We start from the raw sequence: 23,835 nt of genomic DNA on the forward strand, positions 1-23,835 counted from the left end.
TCGCCCTTGTTCTTTCGGTGAGAGTCATTTTTTAGACTCCATTTTTCTACGATTTAATACTTTAGATATTTTTCTCCTCTAGTAGAGAGGGATAGTCCTCCATAGACTTTGCTTCGTTGGCAAATTGCCAATGACAAATCGAAAGGAGGTCTGTTTTGCAGACTGAACATACTGGATTAAAGCGGCATCTAAAAGTACGGCATATTCGTTTGATGGCTTTGGGCTCCACCATTGGGGTTGGATTATTTTTAGGCTCTGCAAGTGCAATACAAATTGCTGGCCCATCCATACTCTTGGGATATCTCTTGGCTGGCATTGTGGCCTTTATTGTTTTGCGAACTTTAGGGGAGATGGCTGTTCATGAGCCGGTAGCTGGTTCATTTGCAGCTTATGCCAATACCTATGTAGGTCCCCTGGCAGGCTATATGGTGGGTTGGGGCTACTGGACCTACTGGATTGTTGTTGGTATCGCTGAGGTTACTGCGGTTGGGATTTATATGGGAATTTGGTTTCCTGATACACCCCAGTGGATTTGGGCGCTATCTTCCATTCTGATGATGGGGCTCATTAACCTTATTGCAGTCAAAGTATTTGGTGAGTTTGAATTTTGGTTTGCCTTAATTAAAGTCGTAGCAATCGTATCCATGATTGCATTGGGCGGCTCAGTCATTTTGTTTGGTTTTACAAATGATTGGACTCCGATTGGCTTTAGTAATCTCTGGCAACACGGAGGATTCTTTCCAAATGGCATCAGTGGCATGCTACTTTCATTGCAAATGGTTTTATTTGCCTATGTTGGCATTGAGATGATTGGCTTATCGGCTGGTGAAGCAGAGAACCCACGTAAAACAATCCCAATGGCCATTGATTCCTTAGCATGGCGCATCCTGATTTTCTACATGGGTGCAATTTTAGTAATCCTAGCGATCTTTCCATGGAATGAAGTAGGCCAGCAGGGTAGTCCTTTTGTAGTGATGTTCGAGCGCATTGGTTTGCGTGAGGCTGCCGGCATCATTAACTTTGTGGTGATTACTGCAGCATTGTCATCTTGTAATGCTGGCATCTTCAGTGGCGGCCGACTCTTGTATGCCTTATCAGTCAATGGCTATGCACCATCACCCTTTGCCAAGCTGTCAACCTATGGTGTGCCACATCGGGCGGTAATGGCAACCGTAGCGGTATGTATGACCGGGGTGGTATTGAACTACTTTGTTCCTGATAAAGCCTTTCAATACATTATGGCCGCTGTGACATTTGTAGGTTTAATGGTGTGGATTGCAATTTTGTTTACACAAATTCAATTTCGCTGCTCCCTAACTAAAGACCAAGTTGCCAAGTTGGCTTATCGCACTCCTTGGTGGCCCTATTCCTCGTGGTTCGCATTGGCTTTCATCGCATTGGTGGTGGTGTTAATGGGCTTTCATGAGGATGCTCGCATAGCCCTAGTACTAGGTCCGTGCCTATTAATGGTGTATCTCGCCATGTTTTATGTCGTTGGCTTGCATCACAAAACAAAACTGAATCGTCAATTTAAATAAGGAGATCAAGATGATTATTGGCTTACCTCAAGAAGTAAAAAATAATGAATTTCGTGTTGGTTTAACACCTGGCAATGTAAGGGGTTTGTGTAAGCAGGGCCATTCCGTATTGGTGCAACGTGGTGCGGGAGAGCAAATTGGTTTAAGTGATGAGTCCTATCGTTTGGCTGGAGCCTCCTTAATTAATAGCGCTACTGAAGTATTTTCAAAAGCGCAGATGATTGTGAAGGTAAAGGAGCCGCAACCACAGGAATGTGCCATGTTGCGCGAGGATCAAATTTTATTTACCTACCTACATTTAGCGCCCGATCCACAGCAAACAAAAGCACTAATCCATTCAGGAGCGAGCTGCATTGCGTATGAGACTGTGACGTCTTGTAGTGGAGCCTTACCTTTGTTGGCGCCAATGAGTGAAGTGGCGGGGCGGATGTCGATTCAAGCTGCGGCGACGCATCTGGAGAAAACCCATGGTGGTCTTGGAATATTGATGGCTGGTGTTCCTGGTGTAGCTCCAGCCAAGGTTGTCATTCTTGGGGCTGGGGTAGTGGGTAAAAACGCATTGCAAATGGCTATTGGTATGGGGGCCGAAGTGTGTATCTTTGATCGCGATATTGATCGTTTAAGGCAAATTGATACTTTATATGGCAATCGAGTGAGAACCTATTACGCTGATCCACTCTTAGTTGAAATCGAAGTGTGTGAGGCCGATGTGGTCATTGGTGCGGTATTGCTGCCAGGCGCTGCGGCACCAAAATTGGTCACTCGTGAGATGGTGAAAAAAATGAAGTCAGGTGCGATCGTCGTTGATGTGGCAATTGATCAAGGCGGCTGTTTTGAAACCTCGCGCCCAACGACCCATGCCGATCCTACTTTTATAGTAGATGGGGTGCTTCACTATTGCGTTGCCAATATGCCTGGTGCTGTAGCTCGGACATCCACCTTTGCTTTGACAAATGCTACCTACCCATTTGTAGAGGCACTGGCAAACAGAGGCATCATGGCTGCCTTATCTCATGATTGTCATTTACGTAATGGTTTGAGTGTCTACCAAGGTCATTTAACTTCAGAGCCAGTAGCAAAAGCTCAGAAGATTGATTTTGTTTCGGCTGATGAATTATTAGCTGCCTAATCAATTCTGCAGCGCCAAGGGCCGATATTCAAGTGATGTCGGCTCTTTTTACTCTATGATTTCAGTGGCGATAAAGGACGGGTGTTGGATTCCTTTATTCTCTGTATTCACAATACTTTCACTGACTGGATTCATGGATTTTTCTGCATTAGCCCTATCTACTGGTGTAGTGGCTTTGGCCGAGATGGGTGACAAGACCCAGCTCCTGTCATTGATGCTTGCCGCGCGCTATCCCAAGCAAGCCCTAGCGATTATTGCCGGAATATTCATCGCCACCATTGCGAACCATGCTTGCGCTGCATTTTTAGGACATTGGTTAACCAGTTTTGTCAGTCCGGAAACCTTAAAGTGGATATTGGGTTTGAGCTTTCTGGGTATTGGCCTTTGGTTATTGGTGCCGGATCATATTGATGATGCTGCAGGGTCTAAGGTAGCCGACCGTGCCTTTCAGGTCTTTATGTTGACCGTAGGACTCTTTTTCTTGGCGGAGATGGGTGATAAGACCCAGATTGCCACGATTGCATTGGGGGCGAAGTATTCGGATGTTGTGGCAGTCACGATTGGCACCACATTGGGGATGATGTTGGCTAATGCCCCTGCAGTATGGATTGGGCAAAAATTTACCAAGCGCATGCCCATTAAATGGGTGCACGGTATTGCAGCAATCACCTTCATTCTCATTGGGATAGCAACTTTAATTTGGGGTTAAGCCAAAGTTTTACGAGGGGCTTAAAATTGGCCCATGAAAACAGATCTTCCACAAAGCTTTCGTAGGCTTGAATACCTCCCTCCAAATTACACCTTCGGACAGGTTGAATTAGATATCGCTCTAGATCCAGCTAGGACGATTGTGAAGAGTCACATAGAGGTATTGCCAGGAGTAAATCATGAGCAAGATATGCCCTTGGTTTTACAAGGCCATGAACTGGAATTTGTGAGCTTGCGTATTAATGGTCAGGCACATCGACAATTTGAACTCACCCCGGAAACGCTCACTATTCATGCTTTGCCAGAGGGTGGTAAGAAAGCTTTTATTGTCGAGATCATTTGCGTATGTATCCCAGAAAAAAATACCTCACTGATGGGTTTGTATGTTTCTAATGGCAACTTCTTTACCCAGTGCGAAGCGGAAGGTTTTAGAAAGATTACCTATTTCTTAGATAGGCCTGATGTCATGGCCCGGTATCGCGTTACCCTGCGTGCGCGTGAATCGGAGTGCCCAGTATTGCTTTCCAATGGCAATTTGATTGCTACCGAGAAATTGCCTAATGGCTGGCACAGCGCTGTTTGGGAAGATCCATTTCCAAAACCATCCTATCTCTTTGCCTTGGTTGCTGGCAAGTTGGAATGCATTGAAGAGACTATTACTACAACTAGTGGTGCAAAGAAGCTCTTGCAAATTTGGGTTGAGCCACACGATCTTCCTAAAACCCGTCATGCAATGAATTCACTCATTGCTTCAATTCATTGGGATGAGAAACGTTATGGCCTTGAGTTGGACCTTGAGCGCTTCATGATTGTTGCGGTAAGTGATTTCAATATGGGCGCTATGGAGAATAAGGGCCTCAATATTTTCAATACTAAATTTGTATTAGCACAGCCTGAGACTGCTACCGATGCCGACTTTGCCAATATTGAAAGCGTTGTAGCTCATGAGTACTTTCATAACTGGACCGGTAATCGCGTCACTTGCCAAGATTGGTTTCAACTCTCTCTAAAGGAAGGTCTTACTGTATTTAGAGATCAAGAGTTCTCAGCTGATCAAATGGGTAGTGAGTCTGGTAGAGCGGTGCGTCGCATCGAAGATGTTCGACTGTTGCGTCAACTTCAATTTCCTGAGGATGCGGGTCCGATGGCGCATCCCATCCGCCCAGACGAATATCAGGAGATTAATAATTTCTATACCGTCACCGTCTACGAGAAGGGTGCTGAAGTTGTGCGAATGTATCAAACCTTATTGGGTGTCGAGGGTTTCCGCAAGGGCATGGATTTGTATTTCAAGAGGCATGATGGGCAGGCAGTGACATGCGATGATTTCTTAGCTGCTATGGCTGATGCTAATGGCCGTGATCTGACGCAGTTCAAAAATTGGTATAGCCAGGCTGGAACGCCTAGGGTCAAGGTTGAGGAAACTTATGATGCCAAGAGAAAAGAGTATCAGGTCACTTTGACACAGAGTCCCGCAAAGCCTGGTGATCAGTTATTCCACATTCCTTTGAGAATGCGTTTGCTCACTGCTCAAAATGATCAAGCAGAAACCTTGCTTGAACTTACCCAAGAGCGTCAGACTTGGACGTTTAGTGGTATTGCTAGTCGACCAGTGCTGTCGATGAATCGTAATTTCTCAGCGCCGATCAATCTGGATTTTGATCAGACTGAGGATGATTTATTAACCTTGTTCTCTAGCGATGATGATGCTTTTAATCGTTGGGAGGCTGGCCAAAAGCTGGCGATGCAAATGATTTTAGAAAATCGTTTGCCCGATGAAGCTTTAATTAAGGCATATCGCAATCTCCTGACGGATCCGGATTTAGACCCTAGCTTTAAGGAGTTGGCACTTACCTTGCCAGCGGAAACCTATTTATATGAGCAGTGTAAGAGTGTCGATCCCCAAAAGATCTATGCTGCGCGCCGCGCTTTCCGCCATGCGATTGCTAGCGAGCTAGGGATTGAATGGGCTGCTCTCTATCAGCAGATGCAAGCGCCTGGAGAATTTAGTCCTGATGCAGCCAGTGCTGGTAAGCGCGCCCTCAAGAATTTAGCGCTCAGCATGCTCTTAGAGGCTGACCCTGCAATCTGGGCGCCAATGGCGGTTAATCAATATCAGAATGCCAACAATATGACAGACCGCTACGCTGCTTTAGCGGGATTGGTGATTCATGGATCAAAGTCGGCAAATGCTTGTCTTGAAGATTTCCATCAACGTTTCGCTGATGAGGCTTTGGTAGTGGATAAGTGGTTTGCCTTGCAGTCCAGTAGACCTCCAGTGGCACACATGGAGCCCACCTTAAATGAGGTGAAGCGTTTACGTGAGCACCCCGCCTTCAAGATGAATAATCCCAATCGGGTGCGAAGCGTGATTCATGCATTTTGTTTAAATAATCCTGCGAGCTTTCATCAAGCCGATGGCAGTGGCTATGCATTTTGGGCAGAATCAGTCCTCGCATTAGATCCCATCAACCCGCAGGTGGCTGCTCGCTTGGCGAGGGGATTAGATCGCTGGCGTCATTTTGCCCAGCCTTATCAAGGTCATATGCTGAGCGCGCTCAAGCAGGTTGCAGCATGTGAAACCCTATCGGCTGATGTTAAAGAGGTGGTTTCTAAGGCTTTAGCAAGTTAAGACTGCCACAAACAAGGCAAAATAGCGTAATCGCAAAATAAACCAATCTGGAGAATCTTCCTTTGACTGCTTCAAGTAATTTCAATATTCATTTTCAGCAATATCTTGAAACCACCCAGGTGAAGGGCGCAGAAATTCCTACGGGGTTGCAGGAGCTTTTGCTCGCAGTGGCAAATACTTGCTCCACTTTGAGCCACGAAGTTGCTCAGGGCGCCTTGATTGGCTTGCTAGGTTCTGCTGGAACGGGAAATGTTCAGGGCGAGGTTCAGCAAAAGCTTGACATTATTGCTAACGATTTATTGATTGAGGGTGTGCAGAGTTGCCAAGCTTTAGCTGGTTTAGCTTCGGAAGAAATGGAATTACCAGTCAAGGTACAAGGCACAGGTGACTATCTCTTGTTATTTGATCCGTTAGATGGCTCATCCAACATTGATGTCAATGTCTCCATTGGTACGATTTTCTCAGTACTCAAAAAACAGGATCCACTGGCACCACTACAAAATTCTGATTTTTTATTGTCAGGTCGTCATCAGGTTGCTGCAGGTTATGTGGTTTATGGCCCTCAAACAACGATGGCTTTGACTTTGGGTGATGGTGTAGTGATGTTTACCTTAAATAAAGTCACTGGAGAATTTGTACTCACTAAAGATGCTGTCGAGATAGCCCATTCCACTAAGGAATTTTCGATCAATATGTCCAATATGCGCCATTGGGCCCAGCCTGTGCGTCGCTATGTTGAAGAGTGTTTGGCTGGCGTAAGTGGTGAGCGCGATAAAGACTTTAATATGCGATGGATTGCATCGATGGTTGCAGATGTGCATCGCGTGCTTTCTCGCGGGGGTATTTTTATGTATCCCTGGGATCAGCGTGAACCTCACAAGCCAGGCAAGCTTCGCCTGATGTACGAGGCAAATCCCATGAGTTTCTTAGTGGAGCAGGCTGGAGGCGCCTCTACCAATGGAGAGCATTTGATTATGGATTTAGTGCCAACAGATTTGCATGAACGTGTTTCAGTGATGCTGGGCTCTAAAGAAGAGATTGAGCGTTTGCAACATTATCACTCTCAAGCCTAAGAGGTGACAGAGAATGCCGATCTCTAGTATGAAAAAAGCCCAGTCACAGATTGGGCTTTATTTTGGAGATTGTCTTTAGGCTTGTACTTTTTGCTTGAGATAAGCGAGCGATTCTTCTACTTGATCAATCAGAATTAAGCAGATATCACCCTCAGATAAATCGTTGAGCGCTGTATCAATGGCTAAGAATTCACCGGTAATTTCTTTTACTTGTTTAGCTTTGGTGGTGCCAACCAATCCTTCTTGTAGAAGTTTGAGCACTTCCCCATCTTCACGGCCACGTTGACACTGATCCTGATAGAGGATCACATTATCAAAGCTGTTTCCTAAGACGCGGGTCAGATCACGAATATCCTCATCACGACGATCGCCGGCGCCACTAATTACTACATGACTGCGTTTGGGCTTCATGGCGTTAATGGCGGATGCAAGGGCTCTCATTGCATCAGGGTTATGTCCGTAATCGGCAATCACGGTAGCGCCTTTGTGCTGGAATTGATTAAAGCGTCCTGGCGCAGCATTTGCAGAGCTTTCAAATGATCTTAAGCCTTGCCTAATGGTCTCGGTATCAAGACCTAATGCCCAGGCAGCACCAATTGAGGCCATGGCATTTTCAACCTGAAAACCTAACACCCCATTTTGAGTCAATGGAATATCGCTGATCGGAAAGCGATAAAGCACTCGAGAGCCTTTAGAGCAGATAATTTCGCTACCATCAAAATAAATTACTTTTTTGTTTTTGGCTCGATGGGCGGCAATCACAGGGTGATGTTGATTTTGGGCGAAGAAGATCACGCGACCTGTGCAAACATCACCCATTTTGACCACGATGGGGTCGGTAGCATTGAGAACTGCGGCACCAGTTGGCGCAACATTTTGAACAATGACGCGTTTGAGAATAGCCAAGTCCTCTACGCTGGTAATGTAGTTCAAACCTAAATGATCGCCTTCACCAATATTGGTAACTACGGCAACTTCACAGCGATCAAAGCCAAGCCCCTCACGTAGCATGCCGCCGCGTGCTGTTTCTAGAACTGCGGCATCAACATCTGGGTGCATGAGGACATTGCGGGCGCTCTTGGGGCCGCTGCAGTCACCTGAATCAATCAGTCGATGGTTAATGTAGACGCCATCAGTTGTGGTCATGCCAACACGCAAGCCTGTTTGATCAAGGATGTGAGAAATAAGCCTTACAGTCGTTGTTTTGCCATTGGTTCCGGTGACTGCCACCACGGGAATGCGCCCATCCTCACCTAGAGGGAACATCATATTGATGATGTCTTCACCAACAGCGCGGCTCTTGCCGAAAGAGGGTTTTAAATGCATGCGTAGACCTGGAGCAGCATTGACTTCAACGATGCCACCACCTTGGGCCTCTAGAGGCTTATAGATTGCTTCACACAGAATATCGACCCCGGCAATGTCAAGACCAATCATTTGTGCGGCAGCAATCGCACTTGCAGCAACATCGGGATGCACATCATCAGTCACATCCGTGGCGGTGCCGCCGGTACTGAGATTGGCGTTGTTGCGTAATAAAACGCGCTCACCAGTTTTAGGAATGTAATCGGGAGAAAGATTGTTGCTAGCTAAATGGGCTAGAGCAATATCGTCAAAGCGTATCTTAGTAAGAGCAGTGGCGTGACCATCACCTCGAAGCGGATTCTTATTTTCTAGTTCCACTAGTTGTGCAACAGTGTGTTTGCCATCCCCTACCACTTGAGCGGGTTCACGCCGCGCCGCAGCTGATAGACGATTACCGACTACTAGTAAGCGGTAGTCTGCGCCAGGTAGGTAACGCTCAACAATCGTTTGACGACCGAACTCTTGGGTGACGATAAAGCCTGCGCGAACTTCTGCTTCGGTTTGAATGTTGGCAACCACACCTTTGCCCTGATTGCCATCTTTTGGCTTGAGCACTACCGGCCCACCAATTTTTTGGGCAGCCCGCCAAGCATCATCAGCGTTGGTGACCACTTCCCCAATGGGCACAGAGACGCCTGCAGCAGCCAGCAAATTTTTTGTGAGCTCTTTGTCTTGTGCAATTGCTTCAGCGATCGCACTCGTATTGCTAGTCTCAGCGGCTTGAATACGCTTTTGTTTGCTACCCCAGCCAAACTGAACCATGCTTCCTTCAGTCATACGACGATAGGGGATGTTTCTTTGTAGAGCAGCGTCAACAATCGAGCCAGTGCTTGGCCCAAGGCGGACATCTTCATTAAGGGCTTCTAGTTCTGAGAGGGCAGCTGAAAGATCAAACGCCACATCACTTAGGGTTGACTGAATGAGCGCAAAGGCAAAATCAAATGCCATCCGACCGACTACTTCTTCGGTGTATTCCACTACCACTTGATAAACACCAGTATCAACTGTTTGGACGGTGCGGCTAAAGGTCACTGGACAACCTGCCTGTGATTGCAAGCCTAGAGCAGCATGTTCAAGTGCATGGGCTAAGGAAATGACCTCATTGTGGGCGCCACGACGCATGCTTCCTAGCTGAGGAAAGCGCTCTCTAATCTTGATTTCAAATTGGGGGATCAGGTCAATTGAGCGCTCAGACTCTTCGCAAACAACAATCGCCTCTAAAGCGGTATGACGGCTCCATAAATTTGGGCCGCGCAACATACGGATGCGGGTAATTTCCAATTAAACCCCTGGCGGAATACTGGTGTCAGAGACAAAGGTTTCTACACCGGCCTCGATCACGTTAAAGGGAATATCCAAGCCCCAAGCAGCTCCCACAGCGGCAGCAAGACTGAGATCTGGCGCCCAGCTTGAATTAGCTTGTTTGATGCTTGGTGGAATTGGAATAATAAGTTTTTCTGAATCACCCTGCTGGAGGGTAATGAACCCTGCACTCACAGTAATGGAGCGACCATTTTTTGCTTGATGCTCAGCAATAATCTTTGAGTGAGGGTCTTTAGAAAAATACAAGACCTCACCTTTACTCAGTTCAGCCATTTTGACAATGATTGGATCATCAGCATTGAGCACACAGACACCAGTTGGCAAAACCACATCAACTTGCGTGCGAACCACATTGAATAAGTGATCTTCATCACTAATGTGATGTTCTGGAAATAATTGCAGAGGATCCACATTTAAAACAATACCAATTTGGCATTGATCGTAAGCGAGGCCTTCGAGCAAAAGCGATGCATTATCACTTTCAATAACGGCTGCTTCAATGGCTCTATTTTGTAGGGTACGCCGAGCGTTTTCCCAATGAGACGCAGAGTTTCGCTTAATCGATCGGCTGCCAAAATAGAGGCCCTGGCTGGTTGATAGCCCAACGTGCAGATTGGTAAGCCTCATAAAGTGTGCAACCATTTCAGCGACAACGGTTCTACCTTTATTACCGCTAACCCCAATAATGGGAATGCGGAAATCAAATCCTGGTGGAAATAGATGGTTAGCAATTTCTTCGCCAACAGGTTGCGGCTTGCCACTGGCAGGCTTTAAGTGCATGAGTAGTCCAGGGCCTGCATTCACCTCTACGATGGCTGCATTTTGTGCTTCAAGTGGTTGACTGATATCTTGTGCAACGAGGTCTACACCGGCGATTTCTAAGCCGACCACGCGGGCGGCTAAAGCAACTTGGCTGGCCACATCAGGGTGCACTAAGTCAGTAACATCAAAAGCAACGTTGCCATTACTTTGAATAAGCACTTTTTGATCAATGGCAGGAATACTCGATCCAGTCAGTTTTTGACGTGCTAACTCCAGCTCTACAGCAGAATCAATGCGCACTGGATTAAGCGGGCATTCTTCAGTAGTCCCGCGGCGCGGATCTGAATTAATCTGAGTTTCAATTAGCTCCAGTACGGTATGTTTGCCGTCACCAGTAATCCAAACTGTTTCACCTTTGGCGGCTGCAACCACTTTATTGCCGACTACCAATAAACGGTGTTCATCGCCAATGATATGGCGCTCTACCAAGACCTCGCTACCTTCTTGAATCGCTACTGCATAGGCTGCTTCAATTTCTTGTTGGGTATAAAGGTTAATGAAAACACCACGTCCATGGTTGCCATCAATCGGTTTGACGACAACGGGTAAGCCAATATCTTGTGCCGCTTCCCAAGCATCATCAGGGCTTGTGACAGTTCTACCTTCTGGAGTGGGGACGCCAGCGCTAGCCAATAAGCTCTTAGTAAGGTCTTTGTCGCGCGAAATAGTTTCTGCGATGGCGCTAGTGTGATCTGTTTCGGCCGTCCAAATACGACGTTGTTTAGAGCCATAGCCAAGCTGGACGAGGTTGCCGCTGGATAGTCGAATGTGGGGAATTTCTCGGGCGGTCGCTGCATTAACGATGCAGGCAGTGCTTGGGCCCAGGCAGAGATCATCACTGAGTTCCCTGAGGCTTTCAAGAATCTGCTCTCGTTGGGCGATGAAATCTCCATTGTCCTTAATTAGTGTCAGAAGGAGATCTCGAGCGTGGGTAAAAGCTTGCAGAGTGACGGCTTCTTCGGTAGCGCTAACAATCACTTTATAGACACCGCGACGCCCACCATCACGGGCTCTACCAAATCCCCCTGGTATACCGGCGAGGTTTTGGAGTTCAATGGTGAGATGCTCCAGAATGTGCCCAGGCCAAGTACCTTCTTCGACCCGCTTTAAAAAACCGCCAGGTTCACCATAACTACAACGGTGCTCATGAAGGCTGGGGAGGCATTTGCTGAGGCGATCATAAAAACCGGGGATGAGGTCGGACGGGTAGTCCTCTAGCTCGCCAATATCAATCAAAACCTCTAGAGCAGGGTTATAGCTCCACATATTGGGGCCACGCAGATGTCGGTGACCAAGAATCTCAATGGTTTTGTCTAGTAATTGGGGCATATGTGGAAAAAGGGTGGAATGAGTGCCGCCGTAGGGGGAATGGGCGGAAAGATCTCAAACAGTCTCTCAGGTTCTAATAATTAAAGAAATCCACAAAATTAGCAAAAATATATAAAAAAGCTTACTTCGACAATGTAACGGCTTTCTGGCCATTTAAGTTGACAGGAAGGCAAAATCTAAAAAATTTAGCTCCACTATACTTTTGGAATTAATGAAGCTAGAAATTTCCCCATCTTGCCCTCCGCCACCAAGCTCTTGGGTAGGCGTTTTAGAGGGAGCTCGGTCCCCAGTGAAAAGCTGTGGACCCTTGCTGGCTTGGGTGGAATTGGACCTCAATGGAGATCTGCGCTTTGAGAGAAGCCTTCTCGGCTTAGTTCCAGAAGGACTTTTTTGGATCAGTAGCCAAGATGCTGAATTTTGGTCCCTTAGTTCTGGGGCAAATCTATCCCATGGCGATCATGCTGGAGTAGGGCATCTGAAGCTAGAGGCTGACGATACGCTTTTGCGGACCTGGTATTTCACTTTGGCGGTGAACCCCCAAGTTTTGCGCCTGCAAGGGGCCTTTAGGCAGTTGGCCAAAACTGATCGTCCGCATGTGGCTCCGGCAGGGTTGACTGAGTACGATCAGCAGATATGCCCAGTTTGCTTGAGCACAAGGCCAGCGCATTCGGATATTTGCCCTACTTGTGATCCAGAGGATGACGCACCGCCTTCTACTTGGACCTTATTGAAGCTATGGCGCTTTGCAAGACCGTATAAAAAACAGTTGTTACTAGGTTTTGTATTGACCTTGCTTTCGACTGGTGCAACCTTAATTCCACCTTATTTAACGATGCCGCTGATGGATCATGTTTTGATCCCCTACGAAAAAGGCAATCCAATTGATTTTGCTTTAGCTAGCAAATATTTATTGGCCTTATTTGTTGCGGCAATAGTGGCTTGGGGTTTGGGTTGGTGGAAGACCTATCTTTTAGCCTTGGTAAGCGAGCGCATTGGCGCCGATTTACGCAATACCACATTTGAGCATTTACTCAAACTTTCTTTGGAATACTTTGGCGGAAAAAGAACCGGAGACTTAATTGCTCGTATTGGGGCTGAGACGGATCGTATTTGTGTTTTTCTTTCTTTATATGCGCTAGATTTTGCGACCGACGTGATCATGATCACGATGACGGCGGCAATCTTAGTGTCGATTGACCCACTACTGGCTTTGGTGACCTTAGCGCCTTTGCCATTTATTGTGTGGATGATTCATGTGGTGCGCGATAAGTTGCGTTTTGGTTTTGAAAAGATTGATCGCGTGTGGTCTGAAGTTACTAATATTTTGGCCGACACAATTCCAGGTATTCGTGTAGTAAAAGCATTTGCGCAAGAGGATCGTGAGCTTAAGCGCTTTGTTGATTCCAATAAACATAATTTACAAATTAATGATCGTGTCAATCGCGTTTGGGGTTTGTTTTCCCCAACAGTTACCCTGCTAACTGAAACCGGTTTATTGGTTGTATGGGGATTTGGTATTTGGCAGGTCGCCCATCAGAAAGTCACTGTTGGTGTATTGATCGCGTTCTTGGCTTACATCGGACGTTTTTATATTCGCCTTGATTCTATGAGTCGCATTGTTTCGCATACTCAAAAAGCTGCTGCAGGGGCTAAACGAATTTTCGATATTTTGGATCACGTTTCTAGCGTACCAGAGCCCATTAATCCTGCCCCATTGGGTGATGTGAAAGGTCAAATCTCTTTGCGAGGTGTTGGTTTTCGGTATGGTAATCGCGCCGTTACCAAAGGGATTGACTTAGATATTGCTCCCGGTGAAATGATTGGTTTAGTCGGTCATAGCGGCTCCGGTAAAAGTACTTTGGTCAATTTAATTTGCCGCTTTTATGACGTGAGCGCAGGCTCAGTGATGCTGGATGGGCGGGATATACGCAGTATCCGGATTGCCGACTATCGTAAAAAGATCGGCCTTGTTTTACAGGAACCATTTTTATTTTTTGGCACGATTGCTGAGAATATTGCTTATGGAAAACCAGATGCGACGCGTGCAGAAGTCATTGAGGCTGCGCGCGCAGCACATGCCCATGAATTTATTCTGCGCCTGCCTTTGGGTTACGACTCTTTAGTAGGTGAGCGTGGCCAATCACTTTCTGGGGGCGAGCGTCAGCGCATTTCAATTGCACGCGCATTGTTAATTAATCCAAGTATCTTGATTTTGGATGAAGCCACTTCTTCCGTTGATACCACGACTGAAAAAGAAATTCAGAGAGCTTTAGATAACTTGGTCAAGGGTCGTACAACGATTGCAATCGCGCATCGCCTTTCCACTTTGAGGAAAGCGGATCGTTTAGTGGTGCTAGATAAAGGTGAGATTGTAGAAATCGGTTCTCATGAGCAGCTCATGGAAGCTCAAGGTGCTTATTACGCTCTATATCAAGCTCAATTACGTCACGCAGCAGAACTGGTTGAGGGTGGCGCAATCGGTGAGAGTATTGAAGAGGGCGAGAATGAAAGAGCAGAAGAGAATTTGCAGTTATTAGCAAAGCAAACTGGGGGTGGAGTATGAATGAATACTTAAAGCCTCATTCACTTGAGCGTGATTCTCTTGGACGACTGGTATTGATTGATCGCAATGGACAGCGTCATGTTGGTGTTTATCCAGTAAGGGCTTTTCCTATTACTGCTCCAGGTGCAGGTGTTTCCATCATGGATTCTTCTGGTAAGGAGCTATGTTGGTTTGATGACGTAGCAGAGATTCCAAAGGAAGAGCTTGCGCTCATTGAGGAAGCGTTAGCAGCTCGTGAATTTATGCCAGTGATTCAAAAAATTACGCAGGTCTCTACCTATGCAACCCCTAGTATTTGGGATATTGAAACTGATCGTGGGCCAACCCGAATTCGTCTTAAGGGTGAAGAAGATATCCGTCGTATTGCTGGCAATACCTTGCTTATTGCCGATTCCAATGGCTTGCAATTCTTAATCAAAGATTCGACCCAATTAGACAAGCTCAGCAAGAAGTTTTTAGATCGTTTCCGCTAGAATCATTCTGCTTTTAGCTCTCTAGGCCGCTTTAGCTCAGTTGGTAGAGCAGTTCATTCGTAATGAAAAGGTCGCCAGTTCGATTCCGGCAAGCGGCACCATTATTTCACTAGGGTTAACACTAGGTTTATTAGTGTAAGTACTAGGTATTGATTTGAAAATTGTTGATTGCAATCAAGACATCTCAAGCTCTGAAGATCAAAAATCATTACACAATAAATAAAAGCCAAAGTAATATTGGTATTCCAATTTTTTAGGAGGAGCGTTCATGAAGATGAAGTTAAAAGGGGCCTTGATTTCCACCGCATTAGCCCTCGGTGTTGCTGGAGTTTCACCTGCTTTTGCCGCTTGGGAACCAACCAAGCCAGTTGAGTTCATCATCCCTGCCGGTCCTGGTGGTGGTGCTGACCAAATGGCTCGTGTGATCCAGGGTATCGTTACTAAACATAACTTGATGAAGCAGTCGATCATTCCTATCAACAAATCTGCTGGAGCGGGTGCCGAAGGTTTCTTGGCGATTAAAGAAGCTAAGGGCGATCCAAATAAGATCATCATTACGCTGTCAAACCTTTTTACTACACCAATGGCAACTGGCGTTCCATTTAACTGGAAAGAAATTACTCCAGTAGCAATGTTGGCTCTTGACCAGTTTGTTCTGTGGACCAATGCTGATAAGCCTTACAAAACAGCGCCTGAATTTATTGCAGCAGCTAAGGCAGCTGGCCCAGGTAAGTTCCGCATGGGTGGTACAGGCTCCAAGCAGGAAGATCAAATTATTACTGTAGCGCTTGAGAAGGCAACTGGTGCTAAGTTCACCTACTTGCCATTCAAGGGAGGTGGCGCAGTAGCAGTTCAACTCGTTGGTAACCATATTGATTCATCTGTAAATAACCCCATTGAAGCAGTTGCTCAATGGCGTGCTGGTAAGTTGCGTGCTCAGTGTGTGTTTGATGACACTCGTATGCCTTACAAGCAAAAGATGACAGAAACTCTTTCATGGAATGACGTTCCAACTTGTAAAGAAGTTGGTGTAGATACTGATTACGTGATGTTGCGCGGTATCTTCATGGCTCCTGGCGTAACTCAAGAGCAAGTTGATTACTATGTAGAGCTTTTCAAGAAAGTTCGCGCAACTCCTGAGTGGAAAGACTTCATGGAAAAAGGTGCGTTTAACCAAACCTTTATGACCGGTAAAGAATTTAAAAACTGGTTGACCTTGAACGAAGCGCTTCATTTGCAGTTGATGACTGAAGCTGGTTTCTTGGCTAAGAAGTAATCTCTAAATAGGGCCCCAAATCCGGGGCCCTATCCCTGAGTAGGTAAATTCACTTTTAGTGATTTCTAGAAGTAATTCAGTATTGTTTTTTTAATTAACCCTCATATTGGTGATCGAAGTAATGTCTGATAATTCAAATAATAATAGTCACGAGTCGCTCGTTAGCGTCCGGACAATGGATATGATTACTGCAGCTCTATTTATTGTCTTGGGCTCTATTTTTATGTACGGCTCTATCAAGTTGGGCAATGGCTGGGGTTCAGATGGCCCGGAGGCAGGTTATTTCCCTTTCTACATTAGCCTGATCATGTCAGCAGCTAGTGCGGTAACTCTCTTCAAAGCGTTTAAAGATAAGAGTGAAGAAGAGGAATCTTTTGTTGATAGAGGTCCATTTAAACAAGTTCTCTCTGTTTTATTGCCAGCAGCTGTTTTCGTTCTCGGAATGCAGTTAATTGGCATTTATGTTGCCGCTTTCATCTACATCGCGATATTTATGCGTTGGTTAGGTAAATATGCACTGTGGAAATCGATTGCGGTTGGCTTGGGTGTATCAGTCGCACTCTTTATGGTCTTTGAGATTTGGTTCCAAGTTCCACTCCCACATGGCTCACTCTTTAATCCATTAGCGATTATTGGTGTGCAATAAAAATAACAATTACAAAAATTAAAAAAGAAGGAGATCAAGTTGGAAGAAATTAGCGCTCTATTTCAAGGCTTTGCTGTAGCCTTGACGCCATTCAACTTATTACTAATGTTTGTTGGCGTAACACTTGGCGTGATTATTGGTGTACTGCCAGGTTTAGGTGGTGCTAACGGTATTGCAATTTTGCTGCCGCTAACATTTACTATGCCGCCTACCTCTGCAATTATTATGCTGTCCTGTATTTATTGGGGTGCATTATTTGGTGGGGCAATTACATCCATTCTCTTTAATATTCCAGGTGAACCGTGGTCCGTTGCGACAACCTTTGATGGTTATCCAATGGCTCGTGAGGGTAAGGCTGGACAGGCTTTAACCGCAGCGTTTACTTCATCATTTGTTGGTGCTTTCTTTGCCATCGTGATGATTACTTTCTTGGCACCATTAATTGCTAAGTTTGCGCTCGAGTTTGGACCCCCAGAGTTCTTCTCAGTGTACTTACTCACCTTCTGTAGCTTCGTAGGTATGAGTAAGGGCTCGCCATTTAAAACGATTGCATCAATGATGCTCGGTTTTGCTCTAGCTACCGTAGGTATGGATACCGTTACTGGTCAACTCCGTTTAACTTACGGAAGCCAAGAACTCATGCGCGGCTTTGACTTCCTTATCGCAGTTATCGGCTTGTTTGGTATCGGCGAAATTCTAGATTCCATGGAAGAGGGTCTGCAATTTAAAGGTGCTGCTGCAAAAATTCGTCGTCAGGTTGTACTCGAGACTTGGGCTACTTTGCCGAAGTATTGGGCGACTTCATTGCGCAGTTGCTTAATTGGTTGCTGGATGGGTATTACTCCAGGTGGCGCTACCCCAGCTTCATTTATGGCTTACGGCGTTGCTAAACGCGTATCCAAAAATGGCGATAAGTTTGGTAAGGGTGAAATCGAAGGGGTGATTGCTCCTGAGACAGCTGCTCACGCCGCTGGTACTGCCGCCTTGTTACCAATGCTGTCCTTAGGTATTCCAGGATCTCCTACAGCGGCCGTATTGCTTGGTGGCTTGCTAATCTGGGGTCTACAACCTGGTCCATTGCTGTTCGTTGAGCAGTCTGATTTCGTATGGGGCTTAATAGCGAGTATGTATCTTGGAAACATCGCTGGTTTGATCGTAGTGTTAACTTGCGTTCCAATCTTTGCATCGATTTTGAGAATTCCATTCTCAATCATTGCACCAGTCATTCTGGTGGTCTGTGCAGTGGGTGCATATACCGTAGGTAACGCTTCATTTGACGTCTGGCTCATGCTGATATTTGGTGTAGTTGGTTATGTCTTTAAGAAGCTGGACTACCCTATGGCTCCTATGGTCCTCGCCTTAGTACTGGGTGACCGCGCGGAAGATTCTTTCCGTCAGTCAATGCTCATGTCTGGTGGTGGTTTAGATATCTTCTTCTCAAACTACCTAGTTGGCGGCATCAGTGGCTTAGCGATTCTCTTGTTGGTATGGCCTTTAATCAGCAAAGTCATTGGCAAGAAAAAAGCTGTTGCAGCTTGAGTATTGAAGACTTGAGATTTAACGATAGCGCTTGATTTAGCCAAAAACGAAGATTGAGCAAAGGGAAGGGGGCGCAAGCCCCCTTTTCTATTATGTAAATGGATGCACAAAGCTATCAGTGTCGACATGGGAAAACCCTCACCCAATAAAAAATCCGCTAGAATTCTGTCAACATGAATTTCCATAAAAACCGTTTCATTCACTGGATTGCAGCAGTAGCCATTGCAATGAGTGCGCTTGCGCCAAGTATTTCACAAGCGGTCTCGCTTGCGCAGCATGGCCAAGGTTTTGCTATGGAGATTTGTTCTGCTGATGGAACGCAGTTACAAATCAAGGTTCAGAGTGAAGATCAATCTGAGCTTGCAGAAGTAAAGCATTGTCCATATTGCGTAACGCATAGCGCTATTACCCCAGCGTTCAATACCAACCTCAAGTTCGAAGCTCCGCAAAGCTTTGCCTTGCTTCCACAGCTTTTCTATCAATCACCCAAACCTCTTGCTGTTTGGGTCATGCCTCCTTCCGCAGCACCTCCTGTTATCGCCTAAAACTACATTCTTCCCAATTGGGGTTTTGTAATTGACCATTGCGGTCATTGTTTTGGTGATAAAAATGAAATTAGTAAGAATGACGCCGATGGCGTTAGTAGCATCTATGATGCTTTCAGGGGCGTACGCACAGGTTGCGCCCAGTATTGATTCCTTAACCGTAACAGGAATACAGGATGCGCCACTGACGCAGACTATTCTGAAGGGTGAGAAGCTCAATCAGTCGCGGGTGAATACTCCCAATACGGCTGCAATGCTCCTCAATATTCCCGGTGTAAGCATGTATTCAGGCGGGGGTGTGTCTGGCTTACCAGCAATCCATGGTTTAGCAGATGATCGAGTATCCACCAATGTGGATGGCATGCCACTGTTATCTTCCTGCCCAAACCATATGAACTCACCGCTGTCATATATCAGCCCATCCAATGTGGGTAGCGTCAAAGTGATTACTGGTCTATCGCCTGTAAGTGCCGGCGGAGATAGCTTGGGTGGCGTTGTTTCTGTTCAATCATTGCCTCCAGTATTTGCCAACAAAGGCGAGACGCTGACGCAAGGTGAGGTGGGTGCTTCATACAGTAGTAATGCAACAGCGATTGGTGGGAATTTAAATGTCACGGCAGCAACTGATGAATTTAGCGCCAACTACACAATTGACTCTGTAAAAGCAGGTAATTACACTGCTGGTGGAAACTTTAAAGCCCCTGGCAATGGAATCTCACCAAGCACAGTCGGTGCTTCAAGATATATCGCCACCAATCAACAACTCTCTTTAGCCTGGCAAAAAGAGAATCATTTAATTGAATTTAAAGCGGGATATCAATTTATTCCATTCGAAGGTTATGCAAACCAGCGTATGGATATGACTAAAAATCAAAGTGAGCAATTTAACCTCAAGTACACCGGTAAATATGATTGGGGAACTCTAGAGGCACAAGCCTATAACCAAATGGTCAACCATCAGATGGATGACAACACCGGTTCGCGAACCTCTCCTGCAATGCCTATGTTGGCAACCAGCTCAACGAATGGCGCAATTATCAAAGGCACGCTGCCTATTTCTGAGACTCAACTCGCTAGAGTAGGAACCGAGTGGCAGGGATATAAGCTAAATGATTGGTGGCCACCATCTGGTAATTCAATGATGATGAGCCCCAATACATTTCAAAATATTAATAACGGTACACGGGATCGCTTAGCTCTCTTTAGCGAGCTGGAGCAACAGTGGTCCAAAGAGTTAATGGGTTTAGCGGGGATTCGTTTAGAGCAGGTTGGAGAAAATGCAGGCAATGTACAGGGCTACAGCTCTATGTATCAATCTCAAGCAAATGCCTTCAATGCACAGCAACACAAGCAAACTGATTACAACTGGGATTTAACGGCTTTAACAAGATATAAGCCAGACAATACACAAAATTACGAGGCTGGCTATTCTCGCAAAACGAGATCGCCCAATCTTTACGAGCGTTACTCATGGTCTACGACCCCTATGGCAGCGATCATGAATAACTTTGTTGGTGATGGTAACGGCTATGTAGGGCAAATCACGCTAGCACCTGAGGTTGCCAACACGATTAGTCTAGCCAGTGATTGGCATGATGCCAATAAGGACGTATGGGGGTTTAAAGCAAATCCTTATTACACTTATGTGAGCAACTATATTGATGCAGCTTGCAATACAACATGTACTGTAGATAGATTTAATGTTCTTAAATATGTTAATCAAGATGCGCAACTCTATGGATTGGATCTTTCCGGTAATGTGATGTTGGGTAAGCTGCAGCAGTTAGGTCGCTTTCAGTTGACGGGTCAAGGTTCTTATACCCGCGGTCAGAATGTGACTACTGGTGATAATTTGTACAACATCATGCCTCTGAATGGAAAGCTGGGTCTTGTGCAGTATTTAGGCGCCAACTGGACCAATACTATTGAAGGTCAATTTGTAGCGGCTAAGACAAACCTCAATGCCGTTAGAAATGAGATCGCTACTGGCGGTTATTCACTATACAACTTACGCGCCTCATATGACGATAAGAAATACCGTGTGAACTTTGGAATTGAAAACTTACTAAACAAGCTTTATGCATTACCGCAAGGCGGAGCATATTTAGGTCAAGGAAACACCATGTCAATGAATGGAGTTCCATGGGGAACTGCAGTTGCCGGCATGGGGAGAACATTCTATGTCTCTGCAAATATGAAGTTCTAGTGAAAATAGTTTGTTATGTATCAAATTACGTATGCGCTTTATCAGGAAAATTAATTGTTATTTTTAAAAAGGAGTAGTTCATGTTTATGAAATCTTTGAAATCAGCAGTACTAGCAGTATTAGCCACTTTATCTCTGTCAGCTTTTGCTGGTGCCAATGATCCGCTATTTGTAAGTTTGACTAGTGATGAGCCACATCGCGCAACGATGGCATTTAACTTTGGCTCCCATATGAATGATGCAGGGCATCCATTAAGTGTTTTCTTAAGTGATAAGGGTGTGTACTTGGGCGTTAAATCAAGCGCATCTAAGTACCCAGAACAGCAAAAGATGTTGGCAGGCATTATTGCTAAAGGTGGAACAGTCATTATGTGCCCACTATGCCTAAAACATTATGGCTTTACTGAAGCCGATTTATTGCCTGGAATCAAAATGGGTGGCGCTAAGGTGACTAGTGATGCCTTATTTAAAGACAATACCAAAACAATGACTTGGTAATAGATTATTTTTAGTATTATTAGTTATGCATTTAATTAAGCACCGCAAGTTCGTTCACTGGATAGCTGCTTTGGCTATCTTGTTGGGTGCGCTTGCGCCTGCTGTTTCACAGGCTTTATCTTTGGCTAATAATGGCCAAGGTTTTGTAGTTGAGATTTGCAGCACCAACGGCACAAAGATGACTCAGGTCATCGGTGATGATGAGCCTTCTTCATCTTCAGTTATGGGTAGTCACTGCCCGTACTGCGTAGTTCAGCCAATCTATTTATTGCCTAGCTTCAGCACATTTGAGTTTGTAACTCCTATTAGCTATACAGCGCAAGCGCAATTTTCATATCAAGCCCCTCAGAGAAATTCTGCCTGGGTCAGACTTCCTTCTAGAGCTCCTCCTACAGCCTCTTAATTCCGTTTAGGCGCATGGTTTATCCATGCTGGATAAGAGTTGATGGTGATTCACCATAAATTGGGTTGGGAGTAGTGATGAATTTAGCAAAACAGATGCTGCATCTGAAAATGCATATCAACATTGGTGCCATGCTGGGTTTAATTGCCTGGCTTATTAGTCGAGGCATGCCATTATGAATAATTCTTGGTATTCAGCAAGAGGCCTAAAACGTGGTCTATTGTTAAGCCTTTTGGCTTGCGTAGTATGGATTGTCGGCATTTATAGCTTTATGCAGGCTCAGGCTGCTTATGAGGCTAATAAGCCGCAATTTGAGATGACACCAGTCAGCCTTAAGTCCCATAATTATGTGTATGAAACGAGGACATGATGAGCCGATTTTTTAATAAGCTAAAGAATCACCCTAAGGTTGCTCCTGGGGTGGAGCGTAAGGTTTTACGTCACATTCCGCAGGTATTTGTCTTTGGACTTTTGGGGCTTGGTCTGCCATCACTCTTAGCTAGATTATTTCCAATTGCTGGCAGCGTTAGTGAGGTGCAGCGTTGGATCGGGACTGTGGATATTTATGTCATCAGCTTGATTGTGTTTTACTGCACAGCAATTTTTACAATTGGATTTGGGGCGCTTATTGTGATGATTATGAAAGGACCAGCCTACGTAGCCGACGCCTATCCGCTGATCGATTTTGATAAGCCGTATTCCAGCAAGAAAAAGGAGGGCTAATCGATGTACGCCTTTTTTAACTCTTCTGGAAATGAAGATTCAGTTCGGCAATTGCTCCAGTCTGTTTCGCAAGATTTCGATCTGCCCCATAAGGAACTTGCGATTACTTACTGCGGGCCAAATTCGGTCAATAAATCCGATATCAGCCGTTTAAAACCAGAAGAATTGGCTAGTTATATCTGGACTACGCGTTACAGTGATGAATCTATTTTGGTGAAATTGCCAGTCGACCTTTCGTCTGACCAACTATTAATTGAAAAATACCAGTCTTCCTATTTGGGGTGTTTACCCAAGAAGGCCAAACGAATCTCCCTGCGAAGCATCGCTGCTCAGTGCAAGAAAATTAAGTCCTTGGAAAAGTACCGTAAACATTTTTCTTTATCCTTATTTGTCAATAAATCGACCGTAAAAGTAGACCCCTTAGCGGCCCAAGAAATTGATGGGATATTTTCCTTGCAAGCCAAGACCAATAAGCCTGCCTACCGGCTGATTGAGGAGCGCATTCATCAGCTAAGGGAGGAGCTATTTATGGCTCAAAACCCCTTCATTCGGAATTTTTAATACCATGGCGATATTCCGATTAAAGTAGATATATGCGTACTTGGTATATGAAACGAAATTGCTCCTTTTCACCGAAACAGGTGGGGATGTTTTACGCTTCCATTGTTTGTTTTTCGCTATTGGTAGCAAGCTACTTTTTATTAATTGGGGTATGGATGGTCATTATCTTTACTACCATCGAAATCCTAGCCCTAACGATTGCTTTGTATATCTACACCCGCCATGCGCTTGACTATGAAAAGATCACGATAGCTGGAAAGCAGCTTCTATTTGAGAGAAGCTGGGGTGGCAAGTTGCAGCAGCATGAATTTAATACAGTCTGGACCAAAGTCATTTCAACGGGTAAGGCGGATAGAGATATCGCATTAAAAAGTGCAAATCAAGAAGTGGTCATTGGTTTTTTTGTTGGAGTAAATGAGCGAGAGAAGTTTCAAAAAGAGCTTCAACAATATCTCGGAATTTGAATTTAACTAGGAGGAAGTAA

20 protein-coding genes and 1 tRNA gene are annotated in these 23,835 nt (G+C 45.4%); 19 read left to right on the plus strand and 2 right to left on the minus strand.

The genetic code is table 11. From position 1 onward, the window contains the following. Nucleotides 1-155 precede the first annotated feature (155 nt). The 5 genes from FD974_RS02485 to FD974_RS02505 all read left to right on the plus strand — a co-directional run bounded on the left by FD974_RS02485 (nt 156) and on the right by FD974_RS02505 (nt 7,080). Nucleotides 156-1,538 carry an amino acid permease gene (locus FD974_RS02485; RefSeq protein ID WP_215365482.1) on the plus strand — a complete coding sequence of 461 codons (1,383 nt, stop codon included), beginning with the start codon at nt 156-158 and terminating at the stop codon, nt 1,536-1,538. A gap of 10 nt (nt 1,539-1,548) precedes the next feature. Beyond that, a complete protein-coding gene (ald, locus tag FD974_RS02490; protein WP_215365484.1) occupies nt 1,549-2,667 on the plus strand; it encodes an alanine dehydrogenase in 1,119 nt (372 codons plus the stop codon). A 133-nt stretch (nt 2,668-2,800) separates the two neighbouring features. Continuing rightward, nucleotides 2,801-3,376, plus strand: a complete 576-nt coding sequence (locus FD974_RS02495) for a TMEM165/GDT1 family protein (RefSeq protein ID WP_215365486.1) — start codon at nt 2,801-2,803, stop codon at nt 3,374-3,376. A 33-nt stretch (nt 3,377-3,409) separates the two neighbouring features. Then, complete coding sequence (gene pepN, locus FD974_RS02500; RefSeq protein ID WP_215365488.1) at nt 3,410-6,007, plus strand: aminopeptidase N; 2,598 nt, start codon at nt 3,410-3,412, stop codon at nt 6,005-6,007. A 62-nt stretch (nt 6,008-6,069) separates the two neighbouring features. Further along, nucleotides 6,070-7,080: a class 1 fructose-bisphosphatase gene (locus FD974_RS02505; RefSeq protein ID WP_371817121.1), complete on the plus strand. Its 1,011-nt coding sequence runs from the start codon at nt 6,070-6,072 to the stop codon at nt 7,078-7,080. Between the two features lie 75 nt (nt 7,081-7,155). Here the strand turns inward: FD974_RS02505 and cphA (FD974_RS02510) are convergent, their stop codons facing one another. Together cphA (FD974_RS02510) and cphA (FD974_RS02515) are read right to left on the minus strand one after the other, a co-directional pair. Then, nucleotides 7,156-9,726 carry a cyanophycin synthetase gene (gene cphA / locus FD974_RS02510; protein WP_215365490.1) on the minus strand — a complete coding sequence of 857 codons (2,571 nt, stop codon included), beginning with the start codon at nt 9,724-9,726 and terminating at the stop codon, nt 7,156-7,158. Beyond that, on the minus strand, nt 9,727-11,919 hold the full coding sequence (gene cphA / locus FD974_RS02515) for a cyanophycin synthetase (RefSeq protein ID WP_215365491.1): 2,193 nt from the start codon (nt 11,917-11,919) through the stop codon (nt 9,727-9,729). A gap of 211 nt (nt 11,920-12,130) precedes the next feature. Between cphA (FD974_RS02515) and FD974_RS02520 the strand changes: the two genes are divergently transcribed. The 14 genes from FD974_RS02520 (at nt 12,131) to FD974_RS02585 (ending at nt 23,815) form a co-directional block, all read left to right on the plus strand. After that, nucleotides 12,131-14,482 carry an ABC transporter ATP-binding protein gene (locus FD974_RS02520; RefSeq protein ID WP_215365493.1) on the plus strand — a complete coding sequence of 784 codons (2,352 nt, stop codon included), beginning with the start codon at nt 12,131-12,133 and terminating at the stop codon, nt 14,480-14,482. Beyond that, the gene (locus tag FD974_RS02525; protein WP_215365495.1) at nt 14,479-14,955 is read left to right on the plus strand and encodes a DUF1854 domain-containing protein; all 477 of its coding nucleotides are present in this window, start codon (nt 14,479-14,481) and stop codon (nt 14,953-14,955) included. The genes FD974_RS02520 and FD974_RS02525 overlap by 4 nt, the downstream gene beginning before the upstream one ends. Nucleotides 14,956-14,980: 25 nt before the next feature. Then, a tRNA-Thr gene (locus FD974_RS02530) sits at nt 14,981-15,056 on the plus strand. A 167-nt stretch (nt 15,057-15,223) separates the two neighbouring features. Continuing rightward, nucleotides 15,224-16,231: a Bug family tripartite tricarboxylate transporter substrate binding protein gene (locus tag FD974_RS02535; protein WP_371817122.1), complete on the plus strand. Its 1,008-nt coding sequence runs from the start codon at nt 15,224-15,226 to the stop codon at nt 16,229-16,231. A 175-nt stretch (nt 16,232-16,406) separates the two neighbouring features. Further along, nucleotides 16,407-16,877, plus strand: coding sequence for a tripartite tricarboxylate transporter TctB family protein (locus FD974_RS02540; protein ID WP_215365497.1), 471 nt, complete (start codon nt 16,407-16,409; stop codon nt 16,875-16,877). Nucleotides 16,878-16,916: 39 nt separating this feature from the next. After that, on the plus strand, nt 16,917-18,416 hold the full coding sequence (locus FD974_RS02545) for a tripartite tricarboxylate transporter permease (protein ID WP_215365499.1): 1,500 nt from the start codon (nt 16,917-16,919) through the stop codon (nt 18,414-18,416). Between the two features lie 173 nt (nt 18,417-18,589). Further along, entirely contained in the window at nt 18,590-18,961 is a 372-nt protein-coding gene (locus FD974_RS02550; protein ID WP_215365501.1) for a DUF2946 domain-containing protein, read from the plus strand. Nucleotides 18,962-19,025: 64 nt separating this feature from the next. Then, entirely contained in the window at nt 19,026-21,167 is a 2,142-nt protein-coding gene (locus tag FD974_RS02555) for a TonB-dependent receptor (protein ID WP_215365503.1), read from the plus strand. Nucleotides 21,168-21,247: 80 nt separating this feature from the next. After that, nucleotides 21,248-21,664: a DsrE family protein gene (locus tag FD974_RS02560; RefSeq protein WP_215365505.1), complete on the plus strand. Its 417-nt coding sequence runs from the start codon at nt 21,248-21,250 to the stop codon at nt 21,662-21,664. A 25-nt stretch (nt 21,665-21,689) separates the two neighbouring features. Beyond that, nucleotides 21,690-22,067 (plus strand): DUF2946 family protein, encoded by a 378-nt coding sequence (locus FD974_RS02565; RefSeq protein WP_215365507.1) that lies wholly within the window; start codon nt 21,690-21,692, stop codon nt 22,065-22,067. A 175-nt stretch (nt 22,068-22,242) separates the two neighbouring features. Beyond that, nucleotides 22,243-22,437: a hypothetical protein gene (locus FD974_RS02570; protein ID WP_215365509.1), complete on the plus strand. Its 195-nt coding sequence runs from the start codon at nt 22,243-22,245 to the stop codon at nt 22,435-22,437. Further along, nucleotides 22,434-22,790 (plus strand): hypothetical protein, encoded by a 357-nt coding sequence (locus FD974_RS02575; protein ID WP_215365511.1) that lies wholly within the window; start codon nt 22,434-22,436, stop codon nt 22,788-22,790. Before FD974_RS02570 ends, FD974_RS02575 begins: the two co-directional genes overlap by 4 nt. 3 nt (nt 22,791-22,793) lie before the next feature. Further along, nucleotides 22,794-23,351: a hypothetical protein gene (locus FD974_RS02580; RefSeq protein WP_215365513.1), complete on the plus strand. Its 558-nt coding sequence runs from the start codon at nt 22,794-22,796 to the stop codon at nt 23,349-23,351. A gap of 32 nt (nt 23,352-23,383) precedes the next feature. Beyond that, nucleotides 23,384-23,815, plus strand: coding sequence for a DUF2244 domain-containing protein (locus tag FD974_RS02585; RefSeq protein WP_215365515.1), 432 nt, complete (start codon nt 23,384-23,386; stop codon nt 23,813-23,815). Nucleotides 23,816-23,835 lie beyond the last annotated feature (20 nt).

The organism is Polynucleobacter sp. es-EL-1 (genome assembly GCF_018687975.1).
In the GTDB taxonomy this organism is placed as follows: Bacteria; Pseudomonadota; Gammaproteobacteria; order Burkholderiales; family Burkholderiaceae; genus Polynucleobacter.